Source organism: Deltaproteobacteria bacterium, from assembly GCA_016210005.1.
In the GTDB taxonomy this organism is placed as follows: domain Bacteria; phylum Desulfobacterota; class Binatia; order HRBIN30; family JACQVA1; genus JACQVA1.
Genome location: JACQVA010000216.1, coordinates 20,462 through 43,254 on the forward strand (window position 1 = coordinate 20,462; position 22,793 = coordinate 43,254).

The 22,793-nt window shown below is 65.5% G+C and carries 22 protein-coding genes and 1 pseudogene; 13 read left to right on the plus strand and 10 right to left on the minus strand.

The genetic code is table 11. The features are described 5' to 3' along the window. Nucleotides 1-116: 116 nt before the first annotated feature. Nucleotides 117-908, minus strand: coding sequence for a hypothetical protein (locus HY699_20890; GenBank protein MBI4518264.1), 792 nt, complete (start codon nt 906-908; stop codon nt 117-119). A 97-nt stretch (nt 909-1,005) separates the two neighbouring features. On the opposite strand from HY699_20890, the gene HY699_20895 reads away from it, so the two are divergent. Then, the gene (locus HY699_20895) at nt 1,006-1,521 is read left to right on the plus strand and encodes a hypothetical protein (GenBank protein ID MBI4518265.1); all 516 of its coding nucleotides are present in this window, start codon (nt 1,006-1,008) and stop codon (nt 1,519-1,521) included. 37 nt (nt 1,522-1,558) lie between these two features. Here HY699_20895 and HY699_20900 read toward each other — a convergent pair whose 3' ends face one another. Further along, complete coding sequence (locus HY699_20900; GenBank protein ID MBI4518266.1) at nt 1,559-2,197, minus strand: class I SAM-dependent methyltransferase; 639 nt, start codon at nt 2,195-2,197, stop codon at nt 1,559-1,561. A gap of 365 nt (nt 2,198-2,562) precedes the next feature. On the opposite strand from HY699_20900, the gene HY699_20905 reads away from it, so the two are divergent. From HY699_20905 to groL, 4 genes are all read left to right on the plus strand, one after another. After that, complete coding sequence (locus HY699_20905) at nt 2,563-2,808, plus strand: DUF507 family protein (protein MBI4518267.1); 246 nt, start codon at nt 2,563-2,565, stop codon at nt 2,806-2,808. Between the two features lie 3 nt (nt 2,809-2,811). Beyond that, nucleotides 2,812-3,087 (plus strand): DUF507 family protein, encoded by a 276-nt coding sequence (locus HY699_20910; GenBank protein ID MBI4518268.1) that lies wholly within the window; start codon nt 2,812-2,814, stop codon nt 3,085-3,087. A gap of 126 nt (nt 3,088-3,213) precedes the next feature. Then, nucleotides 3,214-3,504 (plus strand): co-chaperone GroES, encoded by a 291-nt coding sequence (gene groES, locus HY699_20915; GenBank protein MBI4518269.1) that lies wholly within the window; start codon nt 3,214-3,216, stop codon nt 3,502-3,504. Between the two features lie 44 nt (nt 3,505-3,548). Next, nucleotides 3,549-5,189: a chaperonin GroEL gene (gene groL, locus HY699_20920; GenBank protein MBI4518270.1), complete on the plus strand. Its 1,641-nt coding sequence runs from the start codon at nt 3,549-3,551 to the stop codon at nt 5,187-5,189. 143 nt (nt 5,190-5,332) lie between these two features. Here the strand turns inward: groL and HY699_20925 are convergent, their stop codons facing one another. After that, nucleotides 5,333-6,442 (minus strand): LamG domain-containing protein, encoded by a 1,110-nt coding sequence (locus HY699_20925; GenBank protein ID MBI4518271.1) that lies wholly within the window; start codon nt 6,440-6,442, stop codon nt 5,333-5,335. Nucleotides 6,443-6,565: 123 nt separating this feature from the next. Here HY699_20925 and HY699_20930 point away from each other — a divergent pair, with 123 nt between their 5' ends. The 3 genes from HY699_20930 to HY699_20940 are packed head-to-tail and all read left to right on the plus strand — an operon-like array spanning nt 6,566 to nt 10,189. Then, nucleotides 6,566-7,648 (plus strand): long-chain fatty acid--CoA ligase, encoded by a 1,083-nt coding sequence (locus HY699_20930; protein MBI4518272.1) that lies wholly within the window; start codon nt 6,566-6,568, stop codon nt 7,646-7,648. Next, nucleotides 7,645-8,958, plus strand: coding sequence for a hypothetical protein (locus HY699_20935; protein ID MBI4518273.1), 1,314 nt, complete (start codon nt 7,645-7,647; stop codon nt 8,956-8,958). Before HY699_20930 ends, HY699_20935 begins: the two co-directional genes overlap by 4 nt. Before the next feature lie 7 nt (nt 8,959-8,965). After that, the gene (locus HY699_20940) at nt 8,966-10,189 is read left to right on the plus strand and encodes an aspartate aminotransferase family protein (GenBank protein ID MBI4518274.1); all 1,224 of its coding nucleotides are present in this window, start codon (nt 8,966-8,968) and stop codon (nt 10,187-10,189) included. Between the two features lie 20 nt (nt 10,190-10,209). Here the strand turns inward: HY699_20940 and HY699_20945 are convergent, their stop codons facing one another. Further along, the gene (locus HY699_20945; protein ID MBI4518275.1) at nt 10,210-11,013 is read right to left on the minus strand and encodes an SDR family oxidoreductase; all 804 of its coding nucleotides are present in this window, start codon (nt 11,011-11,013) and stop codon (nt 10,210-10,212) included. A 130-nt stretch (nt 11,014-11,143) separates the two neighbouring features. Between HY699_20945 and HY699_20950 the strand changes: the two genes are divergently transcribed. Beyond that, nucleotides 11,144-12,130, plus strand: a complete 987-nt coding sequence (locus HY699_20950) for a hypothetical protein (protein ID MBI4518276.1) — start codon at nt 11,144-11,146, stop codon at nt 12,128-12,130. Nucleotides 12,131-12,357: 227 nt separating this feature from the next. Continuing rightward, nucleotides 12,358-12,651, plus strand: coding sequence for a hypothetical protein (locus HY699_20955; GenBank protein MBI4518277.1), 294 nt, complete (start codon nt 12,358-12,360; stop codon nt 12,649-12,651). 680 nt (nt 12,652-13,331) lie between these two features. Here the strand turns inward: HY699_20955 and sucC are convergent. The 5 genes from sucC to mdh form a co-directional block, all read right to left on the minus strand. Continuing rightward, entirely contained in the window at nt 13,332-14,498 is a 1,167-nt protein-coding gene (sucC, locus tag HY699_20960; GenBank protein MBI4518278.1) for an ADP-forming succinate--CoA ligase subunit beta, read from the minus strand. 86 nt (nt 14,499-14,584) lie between these two features. After that, nucleotides 14,585-15,334: a succinate dehydrogenase iron-sulfur subunit gene (gene sdhB, locus HY699_20965; protein ID MBI4518279.1), complete on the minus strand. Its 750-nt coding sequence runs from the start codon at nt 15,332-15,334 to the stop codon at nt 14,585-14,587. Nucleotides 15,335-15,341: 7 nt separating this feature from the next. Next, nucleotides 15,342-17,087 carry a succinate dehydrogenase flavoprotein subunit gene (sdhA, locus tag HY699_20970; protein ID MBI4518280.1) on the minus strand — a complete coding sequence of 582 codons (1,746 nt, stop codon included), beginning with the start codon at nt 17,085-17,087 and terminating at the stop codon, nt 15,342-15,344. A 32-nt stretch (nt 17,088-17,119) separates the two neighbouring features. Next, nucleotides 17,120-17,749 (minus strand): succinate dehydrogenase, encoded by a 630-nt coding sequence (locus tag HY699_20975; protein ID MBI4518281.1) that lies wholly within the window; start codon nt 17,747-17,749, stop codon nt 17,120-17,122. A 133-nt stretch (nt 17,750-17,882) separates the two neighbouring features. Next, entirely contained in the window at nt 17,883-18,824 is a 942-nt protein-coding gene (gene mdh, locus HY699_20980) for a malate dehydrogenase (GenBank protein ID MBI4518282.1), read from the minus strand. Nucleotides 18,825-19,135: 311 nt separating this feature from the next. Here mdh and HY699_20985 point away from each other — a divergent pair. Further along, nucleotides 19,136-19,717: pseudogene (locus tag HY699_20985) on the plus strand (four helix bundle protein). Nucleotides 19,718-19,865: 148 nt separating this feature from the next. Here the strand turns inward: HY699_20985 and HY699_20990 are convergent. Beyond that, nucleotides 19,866-20,696, minus strand: a complete 831-nt coding sequence (locus HY699_20990; GenBank protein MBI4518283.1) for a tetratricopeptide repeat protein — start codon at nt 20,694-20,696, stop codon at nt 19,866-19,868. Between the two features lie 128 nt (nt 20,697-20,824). Here HY699_20990 and HY699_20995 point away from each other — a divergent pair, with 128 nt between their 5' ends. Together HY699_20995 and HY699_21000 are read left to right on the plus strand one after the other, a co-directional pair. After that, nucleotides 20,825-21,577: an SDR family oxidoreductase gene (locus tag HY699_20995; protein ID MBI4518284.1), complete on the plus strand. Its 753-nt coding sequence runs from the start codon at nt 20,825-20,827 to the stop codon at nt 21,575-21,577. A 159-nt stretch (nt 21,578-21,736) separates the two neighbouring features. Then, nucleotides 21,737-22,789 carry a phosphotransferase family protein gene (locus HY699_21000; GenBank protein ID MBI4518285.1) on the plus strand — a complete coding sequence of 351 codons (1,053 nt, stop codon included), beginning with the start codon at nt 21,737-21,739 and terminating at the stop codon, nt 22,787-22,789. Nucleotides 22,790-22,793: the final 4 nt, after the last annotated feature.

Genomic DNA, 22,793 nt, shown 5'->3' on the forward strand with positions numbered 1-22,793 from the left:
CGCGCAGGGCCAAGCTATCAAATGATCACCGCCCATCAAACGGACGTTGTCGAGCTCCAGGCACCATACCTTCCCTTCGGATGGCAGCCGATCCGCAATACGTCGGCGCCGTCGCCTCATGGGCAGCCGGCGAGTGCCGCATTCACGGCCGCAACCAACTCCTCAATGGTGACCTCGCCATCGATGGTGGTATCAAATGCCGGGCACGCCGCGAGTGCAAGATTGCCGAGCGCGATATTCACTCCCGTCACCAGTTCATCGACCGTGACCTCCGCACCGCCATCGCAGTCACCGGCGCACAGGCCCGGTGTCGCGCTCGTCGGCGTGGCGGTCGCCGTTGGCGTTGGAGTCGGGGTGGCAAGCGCGGCGTTGAGAATGGTGATGCTGGCGAAGGCGGCGCGATCACCTTGGGTGCCGCCGGTACCGTCGACCGCGTTGCCCCAGACGTTGACGCTCGCGCCGGAAAAAACCTCCGGTGCGGTCCACAAGAAAGTGAAGGTGGTAACACCATCAGCCATAGCCTTCGGCAGCCGGTGCGTGATCTCTGCGCGGCCGCCGGTGCCGGGCAGCGCACGCGTGCCCTCGGCGGCGCTCCCGCCGGTGGCGAGTGTGCCCAGCTCGGACGAGGCATTAAAGCCCGCCTTGTTCTGCGCGCCAACGGCGAAAACGCGCACCGTGTACTCCCCGGTGGACGCCGGCATGAGCGCCGCCGGTCCCGACAGCTCCACCGTTGGCACCGTGCCACCGCTGTGGCACTGGTCGCAGCCGGTCGGCCCAAAAGCGAGTGTCGTAACGCCTTCCTGGCGAGCGTGGGCTTCGGGCAGCCACATGAACGCGAAGACCGTCACTAACAGCAAGGCGCAACACCAGGTCTGCGCCAAGCGATCTTTGCACGCGTTTTGGTACAAGGTGCCTCCTTTGCGTGGCGCCACTCTTGCGGCGTGGGCACAGCTGAGTCAACTGGGGCGATGCCCGCCACCACTGTGGTGTGGTAATGAACGGTGCATGCTGCGCCGATTCCGCTGGCTGCTGATGGCGATAGGATTGCTGGCCCTGGGCAGCGGCGGGGCCTCGATCTTCTCGCGGCCCGCGCACGAAGTGCTGTACAGCCCGCGCCCCCCGTTGCGGACCTGCTTGAGCAGCGGCTGCTTGGCCATCTACATCATCGAGGTCGGCAACACCGGCAGCGAGGGGCAGGAGGATGTTCGCATTCGCCTGCGGGCGGATGTGGTGCGAGCCGCGCTGCTGCCGGTGACCGTGCGCAACTTCGGCAAGGTCGATCGACCGGTCACTGTCAGTGAAGCGGGTGGGGTGCGCACGTTCGCGTTCGGGCGGGTCAAGCCGGGCGATCGGGTCGAGCTGAGCTTTACGCTGCGTCACGGCGAGCGCTTTCAGGCGCCGGGTTGGGAGCAGATATTGGTCGCGGTCGAAGCCGCCCAGGGCCCGGCCCAGCCCGGCGATCCGGCGGCGGTAGCATTGGGCCGGATGCTTTACGCCGTGTTCGGGCAGGGCTGGTGGTGACGTTGGCGAACGCCGCCGGCGAGCGCGCGGCCTTTGCCTACGCCCGCGCTTGGATCTCACGCATCGGAAAGCGCGGAGTGTGCGGCACGCGCAGGTCGTGCACCGCGACCGCCTCGACGGTAAAGCCGGCGGCGCGAATAGCGGCGACGGTGTCGCGGTTAAGGTTGCAGCCGTCCATCAGCCAGCGCCACAACGGATTGGCCACGTCCTGTACCAGCGCGACGGCGGCGTGTTCACTCCGCACGTGCTCGAAAAAGCGCACCGGGGCGCCGGGTTTGACCACCCGGCGCAGCTCCCGTAGCCCCTTGGCCGCGTCGGGTACGGAGCAGAAGGCGAGGGTCTCGATGCCGGCGTCGAAGCTGTGATCGGGAAACGCCAGTGCCTGAGCATCGCCCTCGGCCACGGTGATCCGCGCCGCCGCTGTCTTGGCACGCTCGGCCGCAAACAAGCGGTAGTCCTCCATGGGCTCGATCGCCACCACCTCCGCATCAGCCGTGTAATGGGGAAAGTTCAACCCCGTGCCACAGCCGATCTCGATGATGCGACCGTACAGGGTGCCCGCCAGCCTTGCCCGGATCGCCGCCAGGCCCGCCCGTTCCAGCGGCGCGGTGAATTTCTCGAAAGCCACGGCCATGCCGCCGTTGCGCCGCGCCACCCACTGCGTCAAGAAGCTCATGCCGGTTCCGTAGCAGAGAAGTTCGGGGCTTTGAAGCACCCTGATTGCACGGGGCGGGGGTATGTAGTGTCCGAGGTCAAGTCCGTACGGGGCGCCCAAGAGCGGCAAGGGACTGAGCCGCCCATTCATTCTTGCCACCCCGACGGCCCCCGGTCATACGCCCAAGCTGGCGGAATCAGGCGTCTTACGGGGCACCCGACGGCTCGGTCGCCTGCCCGGTCGTGATCGGCGGCGTGCGCTACGAATACTGTCGCCTCGATCGTCGCCCGCGCTGCTGGGCAAGCCGGGCACGGGGGGCTGTGTTGCACACCGCCGCCAATGCAGGTAGGAATGCGGCCGTGCCCCGCGAGGAAGAGATTCGGCGCATGGCCCAGCTGATAGCGCGGGGCCTCTTGGGGCAGGAGATCGTCCGGATCAAGGCAGACGAGGCCAAGATTGCCGCCCGAGTGAGCGAGGTCCTGGAGAAGAACTTCGCCGGTGAAACGGCGCTGGAGGCCGAGGCCGAGCGGCTGGCGGCGGCTCATGCGCGCAGCATGACCGGGATGGATCAACGGCGGATCGTGCGCGGGATCATGGAGCGGCTGGCGCGCGAGCGGAATTTTCCTCTCTAGTAGATGAAGAAACTGTCCGAAGCGCGGGTATCGTTTTTGGCCCACGAAATCCTGCGTGTCTTGCGCAGTGAGGGCCTCGTGGAGGTGGTCAACGAACGCTTGGCTCTGGCCGAACTCAAGCGCCTCCTGAACCAAGAGGACGAAGCCATGGGCCGAATCGACACCGCGGTGCGCAATAAGATCGCCTCCTTGTCGCGCAAGGTACCGCCGGGCAGCCGTGAGTGGGACGTGCTCTACCGGCAGTATTTCGACCAAGAACTGCGCAAGACCCGGGCCTAGGCCCCTTGACAAAGGGGGGCCGGTGGTTAACGTTTCGCCGGTTTTCTGACCGTAGCGTTGCAGCGGTCGCAAATCATCGGCTCAAATTCGGACATTAGGAATGTCGTAGGAGGAAAGGAGAGGAACATGAAAATTCGGCCACTGCAGGATCGCGTCATCGTGAAGCGCATCGCCGAGGAAGAGAAGACGAAGGGTGGCATCATCATCCCCGACACGGCGAAGGAAAAGCCGCAGGAGGGGAAGGTCATCGCGGTGGGCAAAGGCAAGGTCTCCGATGATGGCAAAATCATCGCCCCGGAAGTGAAGGTTGGCGACAAGATCTTGTTCGGCAAGTATTCCGGCAGCGAGATCAAGCTCAACGGGGAAGAGCACCTGATCATGCGCGAGGACGACATCCTCGGCATCGTCGAGGGCTGAACCCGCGAGCGCGCACCCGCAATTAATCGAGAGGAGAACGACCAATGCCTGCAAAAATGTTGAAATTCGGCCAGGACGCTCGCGATCGAATTCTGCGCGGCGTCAACATCCTCGCCGACGCGGTCACGGTGACCCTGGGCCCCAAGGGCCGCAACGTGGTCCTGGAGAAATCCTTCGGCGCCCCCAATATCACCAAGGACGGAGTGACGGTCGCCAAGGAAATCGAACTCGAAGACAAGTTCGAGAACATGGGCGCCCAGATGGTGAAAGAGGTCGCCAGCAAGACCTCCGACGTCGCCGGCGACGGCACCACCACGGCTACCGTCCTCGCCCGGGCGATCTATGCCGAAGGCGCCAAAATGGTCGCCGCCGGTCATGATCCAATGAGCATCAAGCGCGGCATCGACAAGGCCGTCGAGGCCATCATCGGTGAGCTCAAGGGCCTCTCCAAGCCCACCCGCGACCAGAAGGAAATCGCTCAGGTCGGCACCATCTCCGCCAACAACGACACTGCTATCGGCGAGATCATCGCTGAGGCCATGAGCAAGGTCGGCAAGGAAGGCGTGATCACGGTCGAGGAGGCCAAGAGCCTGGAGACGGCGCTGGATGTCGTCGAGGGCATGCAGTTCGATCGCGGCTACCTCTCGCCCTACTTCGTCACCGACCCCGAGAAGATGGAGGCGGTGCTCGAAGACGCCTACATCCTCATCAATGAGAAGAAGATCTCCGCGATGAAAGATCTGCTGCCGGTACTCGAAGCGATTGCCCGCACCGGCAAGCCGTTCCTGCTCGTTGCCGAGGACGTCGAGGGCGAGGCGCTCGCCACACTGGTGGTGAACAAGATTCGCGGCACACTGCACTGCGTCGCCGTCAAGGCCCCTGGCTTCGGCGACCGCCGCAAGGCCATGCTGGAAGACATCGCCATCCTCAGCGGCGGGCGCGTGATCGCCGAGGAACTGGGCATCAAGTTGGAGAACGTCACCCTCAATGACCTCGGCCGCGCCAAGCGTATCGTCGTCGACAAGGACAACTCCACCATCGTCGACGGCGCCGGCAAGCGCGCCGACATCGAAGGCCGCATCAAGCAGATCCGCGCTCAGATCGAGGAGACCACCTCGGATTATGACCGCGAGAAGCTGCAAGAACGGCTCGCCAAGCTGGTCGGGGGCGTCGCCGTCATCCGCGTCGGTGCGGCCACCGAGGTCGAGATGAAGGAAAAGAAGGCCCGCGTCGAAGACGCCTTGCACGCCACACGCGCGGCCGTCGAAGAGGGTATCGTACCCGGCGGCGGTGTGGCCCTGGTGCGCAGCATGCAAGCCCTCGACAAGGTAAAGGTGGCCGACGAGGAGCAAGTGGGCGTCAACATCGTCCGCCGCGCGCTCGAAGACCCGCTGCGCTGGATTGCCAACAACGCCGGTTGGGAAGGCTCGATCGTGCTCGACAAAGTTCGCAACAACAAGGGCGCCTTCGGCTTCAACGCTGCAACCGAGGAGTTCGAAGACCTGATGAAAGCCGGCATTGTCGATCCCACCAAGGTGGTTCGTACGGCGTTGCAGAACGCCGCCTCAGTGGCCGGCCTGCTGCTCACTACCGAGGCCATGGTGGCCGAGAAGCCCGAGGAGAAGTCCGCAGCCCCGGGCATGCCGCCGGGCGGCGGTATGGGGGGCATGGGCGGCATGATGTAGCCGCACCGCCAAGACTCCGAATAAAACTCAAGGGGCTTCCTTTCCGAGCGGGAGGAAGCCCCTTTTTTTCGGCCAAGTTCTGCTCGCGCCGTTCGCCGTCAGCTCGACGGCGCCGCGATGGATATAAGAGTATGCCGGTGGGCCTATTGCAGCCCGCGCACCTCGTCCGGGCCCAAGAGTCGATTGTAAGCGGTAAACCGACTGATTGTGCCACGTGCACCCGGTTGCCCGCCGGGATGATCGGAGCCGATGTAGAGCGGACCGGATGGGGGCACGAAGTTGCCGTTGTACGGACTTTGCCCGACCAGCCGGCCATCGATGTAGAGTCGGGTCAGTCTTTGGCCGGTTTCCGGGTCCTCGCCCCAGGTCGTCGCAATGTTGTGGGTTTCGCCCGGCTGCCAATTGATGGGCACACCAACGCCGCTCTCCATCCCGGTGTCGTCGGTGAACAGAAAGCGCATCCACTGGCCGTTCTTGGTGACCTGGATGCGGTTGTTCCATTCATTGGGTGTGCGCAGCTGCACGAAGGACGCATCGGTATTGTCATTGCCCGGCCATTCGCCCTGAATCGTGAACGCGAAAGTGCCGGCTTCGCCGGTGATCCCGCCGGCATTCGGAACCGCGAACTGGGCATCGGTGGAGAACTTGGCCCCGTCTTCACTCTCAAAGCTGACACCTTCCGCTACCACCGGGGCATCGCCCTTATCCGGCTCGGTGGTTCCTTGGAGCGACAACGACAACACCGGCCCGTTGGGGTCCTCTTCCTTACCCTCTTCGGCCGCGTCTTGAGGTAGCGGCTGGCCGCGCACAACGCTCTCGCCCGGCCTATCGCCGCCGAGGCCGCCTGGCCTTTCGAAACGGACCCCGGGCTCGCGCGGCCGCGCGATCTGAATCGCTCCTTCCTCGGACGCCGTGCTGCCGCTGGCGCCCAAGGCATCACCAGCGCGGCGGCCGCCGGTGATAACCGTGGCAGCGCCACCGCCCGACTCCGCGGCGCCGGGGCCACTGCCTCGCTCACCCTGGGCTCCGCCGCGCGCCGCTACTGCGCCGCTGGTTTGGCCCGCCTCCCCGGTGTTCTGACGCGTGCTCCAGCCGCCCGCTCGCTCTGCGAGCGCGCCGCCGGCCGGAACCGCGATCGGCACCCGCGCCCGGCCCGGTTCATCACCTCCGCCAGTTCGAAAATGGCGCGCCGCGATCGCGAGGGTGATCACGACGCACACGCCAACAATGATGCCTACCCAGGTCTTGGTCATCGTCCGTCTCAACGGTCCGCACGATCGTGATATGCCCGAGCACGGGAGTCAACACCCGGCCACTACCTGGGCAACCTGGCCACGAGCCCTTGGCCGCCCCGGCCGGCGTGCTATCGTCCCGGCGTGCACGCGGTTCACGATGCCGTCCTCCGTTTCATCTCTGGGCAGGAGGGCAATTTTGAGACCTTGGCGCTGGCCGTCTTCCGCCACCAATTCGAGGGCATCGCCCCATACCGGCGCTACTGCGAACAGCGCGGCACCGGCATCGCGGCGGTTCGCTCATGGCGCGAGATCCCGCCGGTGCCGGTGCTGGCGTTCAAGGAGACGGAGCTCGCCTGCGCCGCGCCGCAGCGTGTGTTTCTAACCACCGGAACCAGCCGCGGCCACCAGCGCCGCGGGCGGCACGCCCTGCCGGACGTGCGCCTATACCACGCCTCGGCCGTCGGCGGACTGCGCCGCTTCTTGTGGCCCGATCTCGAGCGGGTGCCGATCGTCTCATTGATCGCGCCACCTGCGGCGATGCCGGATTCGTCGCTGTCACAAATGGTGGCGTGGGCGATGGAGGAGTACCCGGCCGACGGCAGCATTTACGCCGCCTCAGCGGCCGGGATTGACTACACCGCCTGCGCTGCTGCCTTACGTGCGGCTGAGCGCAGCGGCAACCCGATCTGCCTGCTGGCCACCACCGCCGCGTTGATTTACTTGCTTGACCACTGCGCCGTCGGCGGAGTCAGCTTTCGCCTGCCCCACGGCTCGCGTCTGATGGACACCGGCGGCCACAAGGGGGCACCGCGGCCGCTGTCGCGCCGCGGCCTGCTGCGGGCGTGCTGGAACACCTTCGCCATCCCCGGCTATTTCTGCGTCAACGAATACGGCATGGCGGAGTTGTCGTCCCAGTTCTATGAAAACGTCATCAGCAATCGTTGGCGCGGGCATTTCGCGCCGCGGTATTTGGTGGCACCGCCGTGGGCGCGCGTGCGGCTGCTCGATCCGGCCACGCTGGATGATGTGCCGGCGGGTGAACGTGGCCTGGTTTGCGTCTACGACCTCGCCAATGCCGGTACCGCGCTGGCCGTGCTGACGGAAGACATTGGCCGCCAGGCCGGCGACGGCTTTGTGATCGTGGGTCGAGCCACCGGCGCCGCAACCCGCGGCTGCTCCCTTAGCGCCGCCGAGTGGGACGCAGCGGCGGAGTCCCGGCAATGAATCCCACGCACACCACGACAGAAGCGGCAGCGCCCAGCCCGATCGCCTCTGCGGCGACCGTGAGGCAAGTGGCCGAACGGCTGAGAGCCACCGGCCTGCGATGCCTGGCACCACGGCCGATTGCGGATATCTTACGGGTGTTGGCCGAGACCGTCGAAGCGTGGTTGCACCCGGACTCCCCTTGGCGGCGGCGGGCGGAAGCGGCGCTGCCCGCAGCCACCGGTTTTTCGGCGCCGATGATTCGCCATGGCTTGAGGCTGTTGCTCGAACCTCTGCGCGGCGACGCTATCGGCCGACTGCTCGACACCGAACTCGCAGAGCGGACGGTGCTAGATCGTATCAGCGGCCCGCCGCTCATGCTGCACATCGTGTCCGGCAATATCCCAGCCCTGGCGGCGGTGCCGATCGCGCTCTCGCTGGCGGTCAAGTCGGCGGCTTTGGTGAAGGAAAGCCGCGGAGATCGCGTGTTTCCGCCGCTGTTCATCGAATCGCTGCGTGCGATCGACGGTGAGCTGGGCAGTTGTGCGGCGTCGTTGTACTGGATGGGCGGCCGTGTCGATGTCGAAGTCGCGGCCTTTGCCGCGGCCGACCTGGTGGTGGCGGCGGGCGATGACGCAACCATTGCCGACATCACCCGGCGAGTCCCTGGTAGGTTCATCGGGCATGGGCACCGCATCAGCTTTGCGGTAATCGCCCGGGAAGCGCGGCAAGAGGCTGAAGCGATCGCGGCTCGCCTGGCCTATGATGTCGCCGTGTGGGACCAACAGGGCTGTCTCTCGCCACAGCTCGTCTACGTCGAGCGTGGCGGTGCACTCGGGGTGGAGCGCTTTGCTGCGGAACTCTGCCGGCAGCTGGAGCTTGCCGCGATCGAGCTGCCGCCGCGGCAACTGAGCGTTGAGGATGCTGCAGGCGTGCTGCGCTTTCGCCAGGAGGCCGAGTGGCGCGCCGTGCGTGGCGAAGAAGTGCTGGTGCTCGTGTCACCGGGTGGGACGGGCGGGACCGTCGTCTACGACGCCAAGCCGGCCTTTGTGCCCACACCGCTGAACCGAACCGTCTGGGTCAAACCGGTGGATACGCTTGCCGAGCTGCCGCCGCTGCTGGCACCCGCGCGGCCGTACCTCGAGGCGGCGGGCCTGGCGGCGCCGCCGGCGCGCCAGGCCGATCTCAGCGCCTTGCTGACACGGGCGGGTGTTCATCGCCTCTGCCCGCTCGGTGAGATGCAGCGGCCCGACCTCACCTGGCGCCCCGGCGGCCGGCCGCGCGTGGCGCAGTGGGTCGGCGCGCCGTTTTCCGGCATCGGGCAGGCGTGAGGGTGCAATGGCCGATGACCTAACGACCGGTGAGGAGTTGCGCGCGGCTTTCTTGCGCCACGTTTGCCAGACCTCGCCCGAGCCCCTCGCTATCACTGTCAACCGCGCCGCGGCGGCCACCGTCTGGGACACGCGCGGGCGTGCTTACCTCGATCTGCTCTCCGGCATCGGCGTCGCCAACGTCGGCCACGCCCATCCCGAAGTCGTCCGCGCCGTGCAGGAGCAGGCTGCGCGCTACTTGCACGTCATGGTATACGGCGAGGCCATCATCGCACCGCAGGTGGCACTGGCCCAGCGCCTGGCCGAAGTCACGCCAGGTGATCTAGAGGTTACGTACTTCACCAACAGCGGCACCGAAGCGGTGGAAGGCGCGCTCAAGACGGCGCGCAAGTTCACCGGACGCGCGAACTTGGCGGCCTTCGACGGCAGCTTTCACGGCGACACCTTCGGATCGCTGTCCGTCGGCGGCAATCCGATTTACCGGCAACCATTCGAGCCGCTGCTGCCGGGCGTTCGTTTGCTCCCCTTCGACGACCTCGAAGGCTTGCGCCGCATCGACGAATCGGTGGCCGCGGTGATCGTCGAGCCGATTCAAGGTGAGGGCGGGGTGCGCGTGCCGCAGGAGGCTTTCTTGCCTGCATTGCGGCACCGCTGCACCGAGGTCGGGGCGCTGCTGATTTTTGACGAAGTGATCACCGGCTTTGGGCGCACGGGGGCGCTGTTTGCCTGTACCCACTGGGGAGTGACGCCCGATCTGCTGGTGCTAGCCAAAGCGCTCGGCGGGGGCATGCCGCTGGGGGCATTCATCGGAAGGCGCGAAGTCATGGCCACGCTGTCACACGATCCGCCGCTGGCGCATGTCACCACTTTCGGCGGCCACCCGCTGTCGTGCGCTGCCGGGCTCGCCGCGCTCTCCGTGCTGCTGCGCGAACAACTACCGGCGCGCGCCGCTGATCTCGGCGAATACTGGCGCGCGCGCCTCGCCGCTCACGCGGGTGGCGTGCTGCGCGCCGTGCGCGGCAGGGGGCTGTTGCTGGGCCTCGAATTCCGCAACGCCGGCGCCACCCAGCGCTTCGCCCGTGCCTGTTTCCACCGCGGCCTGATCGTGAACTGGACGCTGCACCGCGACAGCGTGATTCGGCTGGCACCGCCGTTGATCATCACCGAGGAGGAATGCGAGCGAGCACTGAGCCTACTGGAGGAGGCGCTCGGGGAAACCGCAACCAGTTGATCGCCGCCGCTCGCGCCCGGCTACGGCTTGATGATCATCCCGGCCAGCCGGCGCACCAGACTGCGGGGGGCGGCGTTGGCGGCGGCGGCCAGCACCTGATTGCCTAGGCCGGGGATGCAAATCAGGCTGCCGCGCTGCAACGCCGCCAATGAGGCTGCCACCACCGCATCCGGCGTCATCCACACGAACGATGGGACATGCGAGGTGTCGATGCCGGCGCGCTCTTGGAACTCCGTGCGGGTGAAGCCCGGGCACAGCGCCTGCACTTGCACCCCGGTGCCGCGTAGTTCCTCGTGCAGCGCTTCGGTGAAGCTGTTCACAAATGCCTTGGTCGCAGCGTAAGTCGCGTTGAAGGGGGTCGGCTGCAACGCGGCCAGCGATGAGACGTTGATAATGGCGCCACGGTGCCGTGCCACCATGCCGGGTAACGCCGCCCGAGTCAGCCGGGTCAACGCCAGCACATTGAGTTTCACCTCGGCCTCCTCGCGGTCGGGATCGAGGCGTACGAACGGCCCGACGGTGCCAAAGCCGGCGTTGTTGACCAGCAGCTCGAGCTGCTGGTCGCCGGCGATGACCTGCTCCACGACACGCAGCTCGCTGCTGTCGGTGAGGTCTGCCGAGAGCGGCTCAGCCGCGATCCCGTGGCGCTGGCGCAGCCCCTGGGCGAGCGCCGCGAGGCGCTCGGCGTTGCGCGCCACCAAAATCAAGTCGTAGTGTTCGCGCGCCAGCCGCTCGGCAAAGGCCAGCCCGATGCCAGCTGACGCGCCCGTCACCAGCGCCCGGCGGGCGCCGGACGGTCTTGCCACTGCTCGTTTCGCCACCATGCCCTCCCGGCAGAGTGCGCCTATCGCACGGCCGCTTGGCGTTCAAGCACCAGCCAAAGATCAGCAGAGGATCACCCAGGCCGCGCCGTGCAAGCTTTTCGGCGCGCTCGCGGTCTGCATATAATGGATCATGAGCGCCGAACAGAAGCCCAAGATCATTCACGTAGTCAGCCACGGCCCGCACTGCCTTGACGGGGTAGCTGCGGCGGTAGCCGTCGCCCGCTATTACCGCAACGCCGAGGTCATCCCCTGTTTCGCCAGCAATCAGAAGGTCGACGAGACGATTCTCGCGCTTGGTTGTGAACCCGCAGAAGCTGCCCACGAGATCTGGATTACCGACATCTCGTGGACCAAAGCCGAGGTCGATGCCCACCTGCGGAACTTGGCCGAACGCGGGGTGAAGATCTACTGGATCGATCACCACCGCACCGCCATCGAACGAGTCGCCGCGGGCGAAGTGCGGGTCCCCTTTGCCGGCTCCGTGGTACGCGACGAGTTCGCCGCCTCACGGCTCACTTACGAGTATCTGCGCGCGCGGCTGGAGGGAGATGGCCAACGAAACCAGCTGTTTGAGGACTTCGCCCCGATAGTCGCAATGGCAGACGACAACGACCGCTGGCTGCATCGCGTTGCGGGTTCGCGTGAATTGGCTTTGACTGTTCGCGCCATCGGGGGCATGGCGGCATATGAAGATCTGCTGACCATCGATCGCGCGGCAACTTACACTCCCCGCATGCAGGAGGCGGCCGCCCGTCTCGACAAAGAACTCCGCCACAGCTTTGCGGTGGCGGAGGGAAGCCGCGTGAGCCAAGCGATCGCCGGGCGCGACATTACCCTCGTCACCGCTCTGTGTGATGGTTACCCCAGCGAGGTTGCCGACGCCTGGGGCAAGCAGACCCGGCGCACGGTCTTCGCCCTGTTTGATGCCCGCAGCCTTTCGGTCAGCCTGCGGCGCTCGCCGGATTGTGAAATCGACTTGTCGCATCTCGCCCGAGCCTTTGCGGGCGGTGGCCACGCCGCGGCGGCAGGCTGCGAGCTAGCGGAACTGCGCCGCTGGCTCGCCGAGCAACTGGCCCAGGTGCTCGGGGCTGCCCTCGCGGCCGGTAAGGATCTCTAGCGTCCCACCGCACGGCATATCGGGAGAGCCACGTACTAGCTAGCGCTCGTATCATCTGTCCTCGGGTCTCCCCGAGGTCGTACTTTTTTGCCTGGCCGTTAACGAAACTGAACGCCGGCACAGCATCTCCCAATTCACTCACGGTCGTGGGCGGCAAGTTGCGGCGCTGTCGCTCGTGGCATTGTCATTGCTGTCCGCCTCTCTTGGAGTGATGAAAGGATGGGACCATGGGTCGAATCAAACCCCTGACGCCGGAAACCGCGGGACGCACGTTGCAAGCGGAAGAGCTGTTGATGTTGGCCGTGCTGGAGCAAGCCATCGCCGACTTGGCGCACAACTGCCCGGCGGTGCGCGCCGACGCGGAAGCTTATTTCTTCAATTACAGCCCGGATTCCAGTGCGTTCAGCTTCGACCACGTCTGCAGCCAGTTCGGACTGTCCCCGTCTGCCATTCGGCGGCGGCTGCGCCGGCGTGACGGGGTCCGCCGCGTCCTGGCATCGCTGGAGGCCAAGGCGGCCTAGCCCAATGTGAGAGAGTCTGCGAGTTAGTGAGTTAAGGACCACGAGGAAACGGACACCCCCTTCGAGCTAATTCAGAACGTGCTTCGAGACGGCCGCTTACAAGACGCGGCCTCCTACCAAGCGCTTCATTTGTTCCGCAACAGCAAGCGCCACCCAACCGAGATCGGCGCAGCAGAGATGGTCGCCAGGCACGTAAGTGCCTCCACCAAGAACCGCGCGCTGGCGGACGCAGGAACTAGAGCCGAATGACCGTTGGCAAGATCGCATGCTTCGAGACGGTGCCTTTGCCTTCAACAGACGGCGCCGCCTCAGCATGCCCGGGAAGCGTTGCAGCGATTCAAATCACCGTCCCAGTCAGCCCCTGGGAGTCTCGCACGCTGGGCCTCGGCCGTTACCTCTTTTTGCGCCTGCGAGGACTCATGAACCGGTGCACTTAGCCCTCCCGCGGGGCCGCGTCGCACTCTTTATCCACAATCGCCCTTGCGGCAAGGGAATTCGGCTATAAATTGATCAAGCCTGCCGCTCGATGCGAACAATCAGAAGCAGGCCCATGATTTCATGAATGATTTGCCAGACCTCTCGGTGATCATAATGAAGGCAATGCAGCCGGGGCCTAATTAGAGAAGCCCTCCGCGCACTTGCTCCACAGGTTACCCACAGCGGCCGTGAAGTTCGTCCGCTCAAGCGACCGCTTGGGCAGCAGCTACGGCCTTTCGCGCCGCATCGGCCATATCGTTGGCCGCGATGATGTTGAGGCCGGACTCGGCCAGGATGCGCTTGCCGATGTCGACGTTGGTGCCTTCCAAGCGCACCACTAGTGGCACGGACAGATGCACCTGCCGAGCAGCTTCTACCACACCACTTGCGAGTACATCGCAGCGCATGATGCCGCCGAAGATGTTGATCAGCACCGCGCGCACGTTCTGGTCGGAGAGCAGGATCTTGAACGCCTCGGCTACCTTCTCGGTGGTCGCGCCGCCGCCAACGTCAAGGAAGTTGGCCGGCGCGCCGCCTGAGTGCTTGATGATGTCCATGGTCGCCATTGCCAGACCGGCACCGTTGACCATGCAGCCGATGTTGCCGTCGAGCGAGATGTAGCTGAGGTCGTGCTCGGCCGCGCGGGTCTCTTTGGGATCTTCCTCGTTGAGATCGCGTAGCTCGCGGATAGCGGCGTGGCGATAGAGCGCGTTGTCATCGAAGCCCATCTTGGCGTCGAGCGCGATCACCTCGCCGGCCTTGGTGATGACCAGAGGGTTGATCTCGGCCATCGAGGCATCGCAGTCGATGAAGGCGCGATAGAGCCCGTTCATGAAGGCGACCGCCTTGTTCACCGATGGTCCCTCGAGTTTGAGGCCGAAAGCGAGCTTGCGCGCTTGAAACGGCTGCAAGCCGACGGCGGGGTCGATGGACTCGCGCAGGATCTTCTCGGGCGAGCGGGCGGCCACCTCCTCGATCTCGACGCCGCCCTCGGCGCTGGCCATCATGGCGGGCCGGCCAGTGGCGCGGTCGATGACCATGCCCAGGTACAGCTCCCGGGCGATCTCGCTGCCCTGCTCCACTAGCACGCGGCGCACGACGCGGCCGGCCGGTCCCGTCTGGTGGGTCACCAGGGTGCTGCCGATCAGCTTGCTGGCGAAGTCGTGGACCTCCGGCGGCGTCCGGCACAGCTTGACGCCGCCGGCTTTGCCGCGGCCACCGGCATGGATCTGTGCCTTGACGACGCAGACGCCGCCGAACTCACGCGCGATCGCCGCCGCCTCTTCGCCGCTGGCTGCTGGCTTCCCGTTTGGGACCGCTACGCCGTATTTTCGCAGAATGTCTTTCGCCTGAAACTCGTGAATGTTCATACCAATCCTTGCCCGCCGTCGGCGCGATTAAGTGCTCGCCCCGGCGGGAGGCTCGGGGCGGGGTAAGTAGCTCGCACGACCGGCGTCTAGCGCCAGAGCAGGTCCTTAATCGACTTGATCGTCACCTGGCGCCCCAGTTCCCCGATCGCGGTAGTGAGCGGAATTTCCTTCGGGCACACCTGGACGCAGTTCTGCGCGTTGCCGCAGTCGCTGACACCGCCCTCGCCCATCGCCGCCGCCAGCCGATCGTCCTTGTTCATTGCTCCGGTCGGGTGGAGGTTGAAGAGCACCACCTGCGCCATGGCGGCCGGGCCCATGAACTGCGAGCGCTCGTTCACTTGCGGGCAGGCTTCTAGGCAGCAACCGCAGGTCATGCAGCGCGACAGCAGGTAGGCAAACTCCTGCTGGGCCGAGGAGATCCGCGGCCCGGGGCCGAGATCGTAGGTGCCATCAATCGGGATCCATGCTTGCACCCGTTTGAGCGCCTCGAACATCCGGCTGCGATCGACCATCAGGTCGCGCACGACCTGAAACTTGGTCATCGGCTCGACCCGGATGGGTTGTTCGAGCTGATCGACCAGGGCGGTGCAGCCCTGGCGCACGCGGCCGTTGATGACCATGGTGCAAGCGCCGCACACCTCTTCGAGGCAGCTCGACTCCCACACCACCGGCGTGGTCGGCTTGCCGTCGCGGGTGACCGGGTTGCGGCGAATCTCCATCAGCACCGACAGCACGTTGTGCTGCGGCTTGTAGGGGACTTCGAATTCCTGCCAGTAGGGCGCGGCGTCGGCTGCGTCCTGCCGCTTGACTCGTAAAACGATTGCGCGCGTTTCCATCCACCCCTCACGCGGCTTGCTTGTCGACGTCGTACTTGCGCGCGCGCGGCTTGATCAGCGACGTGTCGACCGGATCGTAGCTGAACTGCGGGCCATCGGAGCTCCACCGCGCCATCGTGGTCTTCAAGAAGTTAACGTCATCGCGTTCGGGAAACGCCGGTTTGTAGTGCGCGCCGCGGGATTCGTCGCGCCGCAGGGCGCCGAGGGTGATCACCCGCGCCAGCTCGAGCATGCCCCACATCTGCTTGACGAAGGAAATCTCCTGGTTGGCCCACTTGCCCTTGTCGTTGAGCCCGATGCGACCCCAGCGGTCTTTGAGCTCGAGCAGCTTGTTGTCGGTCTCGCGCAGCTTGGCGTTGTCGCGAATGACTGTAACGTTGGCCGTCATCCACTCGCCGAGCTCCTTGGCGATGCTGTAAACGTTTTCTTTGCCGTTCATGCCGGCGAGCTTGGCAAAAGCTTCCTCTTGCCGTTTCTTCTCCAGATCGAGCGTGCGCTCGGCGCCGTCGCCGGAGTGAGCGTGGGCGTAGCGCACCATCGCCGGGCCGGCGACCTGGCCGCTGAACAGGCAAGAGAGCAGCGAGTTGGCGCCGAGGCGGTTGGCGCCATGGTACTGATAGTCGCACTCGCCGGCGGCAAACAGGCCCGGGATCTTGGTCATGTGGTCGTAGTCGACCCACAGTCCGCCCATCGAGTAGTGCATGCCGGGGAAGATCTTCATCGGCACTTTGCGCGGGTCATCGCCGACGAACTTCTCGTAGATTTCCAGCACGCCGCCAAGCTTGCGGTCGAGGGTGCGGGCGTCGATATGGGTGACGTCGAGGAAGACCTGCGGCTCGCCGTCGACGCCGAGGCCCATTTCGAACACGACCTTGAAGATAGCGCGGGTAGCGATATCGCGCGGCACCAGGTTGCCGTAGGCCGGGTACATGTCTTCGAGGAAGTACCACGGCTTGCCGTCGCGGTAGGTCCACACCCGGCCGCCTTCGCCGCGCACCGACTCGGAGATCAACCGCAGCTTGTCATTGCCCGGGATCGCCGTCGGGTGGACCTGGATGAACTCGCCGTTGGCATAGGTAGCGCCCTGCTGGTAGGCAACAGCCACCGCTGCGCCGGTGTTCACCATCGAGTTCGTGCTCTTACCGAAGATGATGCCGGGCCCGCCGGTAGCCAGCATCACGGCCGCAGCTGGGAACGCCTGCACCGCCATGGTGCGCTGATTCATGGCGATGATCCCGCGGCAGCGCCCGCTCTCGTCGAGCACCGCGGAGAGGAACTCCCAGGTTTCGAACTTGCGGACCAAGCCCGCCACCTCGTGGCGGCGCACCTGCTCATCGAGCGCATAGAGCAGCTGCTGCCCGGTGGTGGCGCCGGCAAAGGCGGTGCGGTTGTACTTGGTGCCGCCGAAGCGCCGGAAATCGAGAAAGCCCTCCGGCGTGCGATTGAAAGTCACGCCCATGCGATCGAGCAAGAAGACGATGCCGGGCCCGGCCTCGCACATGGCCTTGACCGGCGGTTGGTTGGCGAGGAAGTCGCCGCCGTAAATCGAATCGTCGAAGTGTTCCCAAGGCGTGTCGCCCTCGCCCTTCCAGTTCACCGCGGCGTTGATGCCGCCCTGCGCGCAAACCGAATGCGAGCGTTTGACCGGCACCACCGAAAAGAGGTCGACCGGCACGCCCAGCTCCGCGATCTTGACCGTAGTCATCAACCCCGCCAAGCCGCCACCGACGACGATGAGACGTTCATCCGCCATAGCTTCAATCCTTTGCCCGCCGCCGTACGCGATCAGCGGAATGCCGCCACGATCATCAGGCTCGATGCGCCCAGGGCCACGAACGCCAGCGTACACGCCGCCTGCACCGCCCGCTGCGCCCGCACGCCGACGGTGATGCCCCAGGTGATGCAGAAGGTCGAGATGCCGTTGGTCAAATGGAAGACGCAGGACAACACCCCCACCAGATACACGGCGAACACCAGCGGGTTGCTGACCCAGTCGTGCATCGTGGCGTAATTGATCGGGACGCCGAAGAAGTAGTTGTAGAAGCGGGTGGTGTACATGTGAAACACCAGGAACAACAGCGCGATCACGCCGGTCACCCGCTGCATGGTGTAGAACACGTTGCGCGCGTACGGGTAGTCGCTGAAGTTGGGCTGAGCTTCCACCACAATGAAAGCACCATAGATGCCGTGGAAAGCGATCGGGATCCACAAGACGAAGATCTCGATCAGCAGCAACAGGAACCACGGAGCTGACTCCAGCGACTCGGCCACCGCATCGAAGCGCTGCGGCCCGGCCAACACCGCCGCGTTGGCCAGGAACACATGGAACAGCATATAGAAGCCGATCGGCAGCAAACCCGACAGGCTGTGTAAACGTCGCAAGAGGAAATGTCTTCGATCCCGATCCATCGCCATCAGGGTCCCTTCTCGGCACTCCTTAGTGAGCCCCCTCGCAAACTTCAAGAACAGCGCAATGAAATCTCGTTGCCAAGAGCAGAAGAGTGCCTGCTCGAAATCCGGCGGCGGCAACCACTCTTCGGCCTGGCCGCTAGACTTGGGGCAAGAACTTCTCCGTGGCTTCCACCAGCTCGCGCACGTGATTGACCGAAACCGCCAGCGCCTGACGCTCGCTCGCCGTCAGCTCGATCTCGACCACGCGCTCGACCCCGCCGCCACCGATGACCACCGGCACGCCGACGTAGAAGCCGTCGACGCCGTACTCGCCTTCGAGCAGTGCCGCGCAGGGTAGCACCTGTTTGCGATCGAACAGGTAGGCCTCCGCCATCTGAATGGCCGCGTGTGCCGGCGAATAGAAGGCCGAGGTCTTGAGCAAGTTGACGATCTCGCCGCCGGCTTGGCGCACGCGCTGCTCGATGGCATCGAGCCGTGCCGCCGAAATCAACTTCTCGACCGGCACGCCGCCGACCTGGCAGTAGCTGCGCACCGGGACCATATCGTCGCCATGGCCGCCGAGCACAATCGCGGTCACGCTTTGCACCGAGACCCCCAGTTCCATCGCCACGAAGGTGCGATAGCGCGCCGAGTCGAGCACGCCCGCCTGCCCCACCACGCGCTGCTTGGGGAAGCCGCTGATGCGCTTCATTGCCGTCACCATCGCGTCGAGCGGGTTAGTGATTACGATCACGAACGCGTTCGGGGCGCGGTTACGGATGTTGGTGGCCACGTCGTTCATGATCTTGGAGTTCACCGACAGCAGATCATCGCGGCTCATGCCGGGCTTGCGCGGCAAGCCGGCGGTCACGATGCAGACGTCGGCGCCCTCGATGTCGTCGTACTTGTTGGTGCCCACGATCGCGGCATCGAAACCTTCGATCGGCCCGGCTTCGAGCAGGTCGAGCGCCTTGCCCTGCGGCAGCCCCTCGACGACATCGAACAGCACCACGTCCCCGAGGCGTTTGAGCACACTCAGATGTGCCAGGGTGCCACCGATCATGCCCGCCCCGATCAGGGCGATCTTCTTGCGTGCCATGATTCCACCTTCCTTACGGGTCCGCTCGCTCTCACCGCTCCCCTCTAGGAGAGGGCGTCGGTGGACGGCATACCACGCGCCACCGCGCTGCGGAACCCCTGGCGCGGCGACGCGCGCATGCAACGGCCGCCTTATGCATCAGTAGCACAGTGCTAATGCACCCCAGCCGCATGGCGCAAAGATCGCGTGTGGTACTGGGCCCAACCCTTGACGGCACCAAGGGTAGCAAGCCACCGGCGCCAACGTCGGCTACGAAGCCGAGTTGTGGCAGATGGCCGACGCGCTGCGCGGCAGCATGGACGCCGCGGAGTGTGGCGCAGCTGGTCTACGACGTCACGGTGCGGTTCTGCGATCGCTACATCTCGCTGCGCAGCCGCACCCACGATCAGATGGTGCAGGCGGCGCGCTCCGGCGTGCAGAACATCGCCGAGGGCAGCCAGGCCAGCGGCACCTCGAAGAAAATGGAGCTGAAGCTGACCAACGTGGCGCGTGCCAGCCTGGAAGAGCTGCGCCTCGACTACGAGGATTTCCTCCGGCAACACGGCCACCCGATCTGGCCGCGCGATGACCCGCGCCGCGCGGAGCTGATCCGGAGGCGGCCCGCCACCGCGGATGCGGTGGCGGAGTGGGCGAGAGAACTACATGGACTACGTGGACGGCATGGACAAAGTGGACAGGCCCGAGATCCGCTTGGGTCCACTGGGTCCATTTCGTCCACAGCGTCCACCCCGAGCTACCCAGAACTCGCCGCCAACGCGGCGCTCGTCCTCATCGCGGTGGCGTGCGGCCTGCTCGATCGGCAGCTCGCAGCGCAGGCCACCGCGTTCGAGAAAGAAGGCGGCTTCACCGAGCGCCTTTACAACCGGCGCCACAGCACACGGAGAGGTGCATGAGCCGCTTCTCCGAATCCGTCGTCGAGGACGCCGCGCTCGATTGGTTGAAGCGCCTCGGCTTCACCATCAAGCACAGCCCGCACATCGCGCCCGGCGAGTTGGCGGCTGTCGGAGCAGTGGGCGGCGTGAACAACGCCGCCGCGTCGCCTCAGTGGATCTGGGCCGCTTGGCGGCGCACGGTGAAGAGGTCTTCGCGGATGGCCTCGGCAGTCTCGTGGTCCGGCGCCAGGCGCAGGAAGCGCTCGAGATCGGCCAGCGCCGCCCCGTAGCACTCCAACCGCTGGTAGATCAGACCGCGATCGCGCAGATCTTCGGCCGCCTCCGGCAGCAGCAGCAGAATGCGATCGGAGCACGACAACGCGGCCTCGAACTCCTCGGCGTTGATGTAAACCTGCTTGAGGTTGCGCAGCATGCGCACCAGGATCTCACGCGCGCCGGCCGGCTGCAGGTAGCTGCGATCGAACGGCGCATCGGGGCCGAGGACGCTTTGCAAGCGTTCGGCGCAGTCGCGCTCGGTGAGCACCTGCCCGTGGAATGCGTCGATGATGATCTCCTGGTCGCCGACGTACTTGGCGAGGAAGTGGCCCGGAAAGCCGACACCGTGCACCGGCAATCCGAGCCGCCGCGCCACCTCGATGTACACCAGCGCCAGGGTGATCGGGATGCCGGTGTGGCGGTCGAGCACTTCATTGAGAAAGCTGTTGCGCCGGTCGTAGTAGCGCCGGCGGTTGCCGACGAAGCGCTTCTCGACGAACAGGAAGTGGTTGAGCCGTTCGATGCGCTCGGGGTCGGAGCGCGCCGGTGTCACGAAGCGGCGGGCCTCATCGGCCAGGGCATCGAGCCGGCGCAGATAGGCGGCGATATCGAGATCGGGGTAAGCCTCGGCGGCTATCACCAGCGCGGCCTCCGCCAGGTCTATGTCTTCCTCCGGTTTGCGCGCCAACTCGGCGAAGCGCTCCCGCGGGTTCTTGCCCACCATGTCGTACCTCTACGCCCCCGCATAGCGTGTGCTTGCAGCCGAATGCAAGACACGGCCGGCGATTTTTCTCGGCCGCGTGACAGCTTGCGTTGATCGGCCCAACTGGTAGACGATGGCGAGGAGAGCCGATGGACATCAACGGCAAGGTCGCAGTGGTTACCGGCGGCGGTTCGGGTATCGGACGCGCCACGGCAATCCGCCTGGCTCAAGCGGGCGCGCGGGTTGTCGTCGTCGATCTTGACGAGCGCGGTGCCGGCGAGACGGCGGCGCGAATCGCGCAAGCCGGCGCCGCTGCCGCCGCCTTCGGTGCCGACGTTGCGCGCCCGGCGGAGGTGGCCGCGATGCTGGATTTCGCCGGCGGCCGCTTCGGCGGGTTGGACATCTTACACAACAACGCCGGCATCACTACGGGTGATCCAGGCTACCCGGAAGCGGGCTTGGAGCAGTGGCAGCGCGTCATTGACATCAACCTGCGAGCGGTAATTCTCGCCACTCAGCTGGCCTTGCCGCTGCTACGCCGCCGCGGCGGCGGCGCCGTCGTCCACACCTCGTCGCTGGCCGGCCTGGTCGGTTGGGCACCGGATCCGATTTACGCCGCCACCAAGGCGGCAGTGGTGTTGTTCACGCAATCGCTGGCGCCGCTGGCGGCCGAGAACATCCGCATCAACTGCATCTGCCCCGGCGGCGTCAATACCCCAATGCTGCAGCGGGCGCGGCAGAGCGCCAGGGAGAAGCCGCCCGCCGAGCTGCCGCTGCTCGAGCCCGAGGAGGTCGCCGATGGGGTGCTCCAATTGATATCGGATGACACGCTGGCCGGGCGCACGCTGGTGATTGCGCCCGGGCTGCGTGATTTCGCCCCCCTGCCGCCATTGCCAAGCTAGGGGCTGGCCGCCGCTCTTTTCGCGCAGAGTTTGCCGTTCAATTGTAAGCCGTAAGGAGGAAGCACAGTGCACGATCAAGACAATCGGCCGCCGGCACAGGGTGGCGAGGTGGCTCGGCCGCAGGCATCGCGGCGTGACCTTGCCGATCTCAAGCACCGAATGGAGAGCTGGTTGGCCAGCAAGTTGCCGCCCGGGTCCGCGCCGCAGGTGTCGGCGCTGGAGGTGCCCTCCTCCAACGGCATGTCGAGCGAAACGGTGCTGTTCGGCGCCAACTGGCGCGAGCAAGGTCGCACACGCACCGAATCGTTGGTGGCTCGCGTGGCGCCGGATGCCGCGGCCGTGCCGGTCTTCCCGGTCTACGACCTCGAGTGCCAGTTCCAGGTGATGCGGCTGGTCGGCGCCAATACCACGGTGCCGGTACCACACGTGTACTGGTCCGAGCCCGACAGCGGGCCGCTCGGCGCCCCCTTCTTCGTCATGAAGCGGGTCGAAGGTCAGGTGCCGCCCGACATCATGCCCTACAACTTCGGCAGTTGGGTGAGTGAAGCAACGGCGGAGGAGCAGGCCCGGTTGCAGAAATCCAGCGTCAACGTGCTCGCCCGGCTGCATGAGATCGCGCAGCCGGAGCGCACCTTTGCCTTCTTGCAATCCAAGCAGCCAGAGCCGACCGCGTTGCGACGCCAGGTCGCAGAGCTGTGGGCCTATTACGAATGGGTTAGGGAAGACTTGCGCGTGCCCCTGATCGAGCGCTGCTTCACCTGGCTGCAAGAGCACTGGCCGAAGGACGAGGGGGAGACGGTGTTGAGTTGGGGCGACGCCCGGATCGGCAACATCATGTACCGGCAGTTCGAGCCGGTGGCGGTGTTCGACTGGGAGATGGCTGCGCTCGGCCCCCGGGAGCTGGATCTCGGGTGGATGATCTTCATGCACCGCTTCTTCGAGGACATCGCCGCGAAGATGGGCTTGCCGGGGATGCCGCACTTCTTGCGGCGCGATGACGTCGCCGCCACCTACGAGTCGTTGAGCGGCCACACCCCCCGTGATCTCGACTTCTACACCATGTATGCGGCCCTGCGGCACGGCATCATCATGAGCCGCATCCAACGCCGCGCCATCCACTTCGGGGAAGCCACGATGCCTGAGGACGTTGACGACCTCATCATGCACCGGGCCACGCTCGAGGCGATGCTGGCCGGTACTTACTGGAAGTGATCAC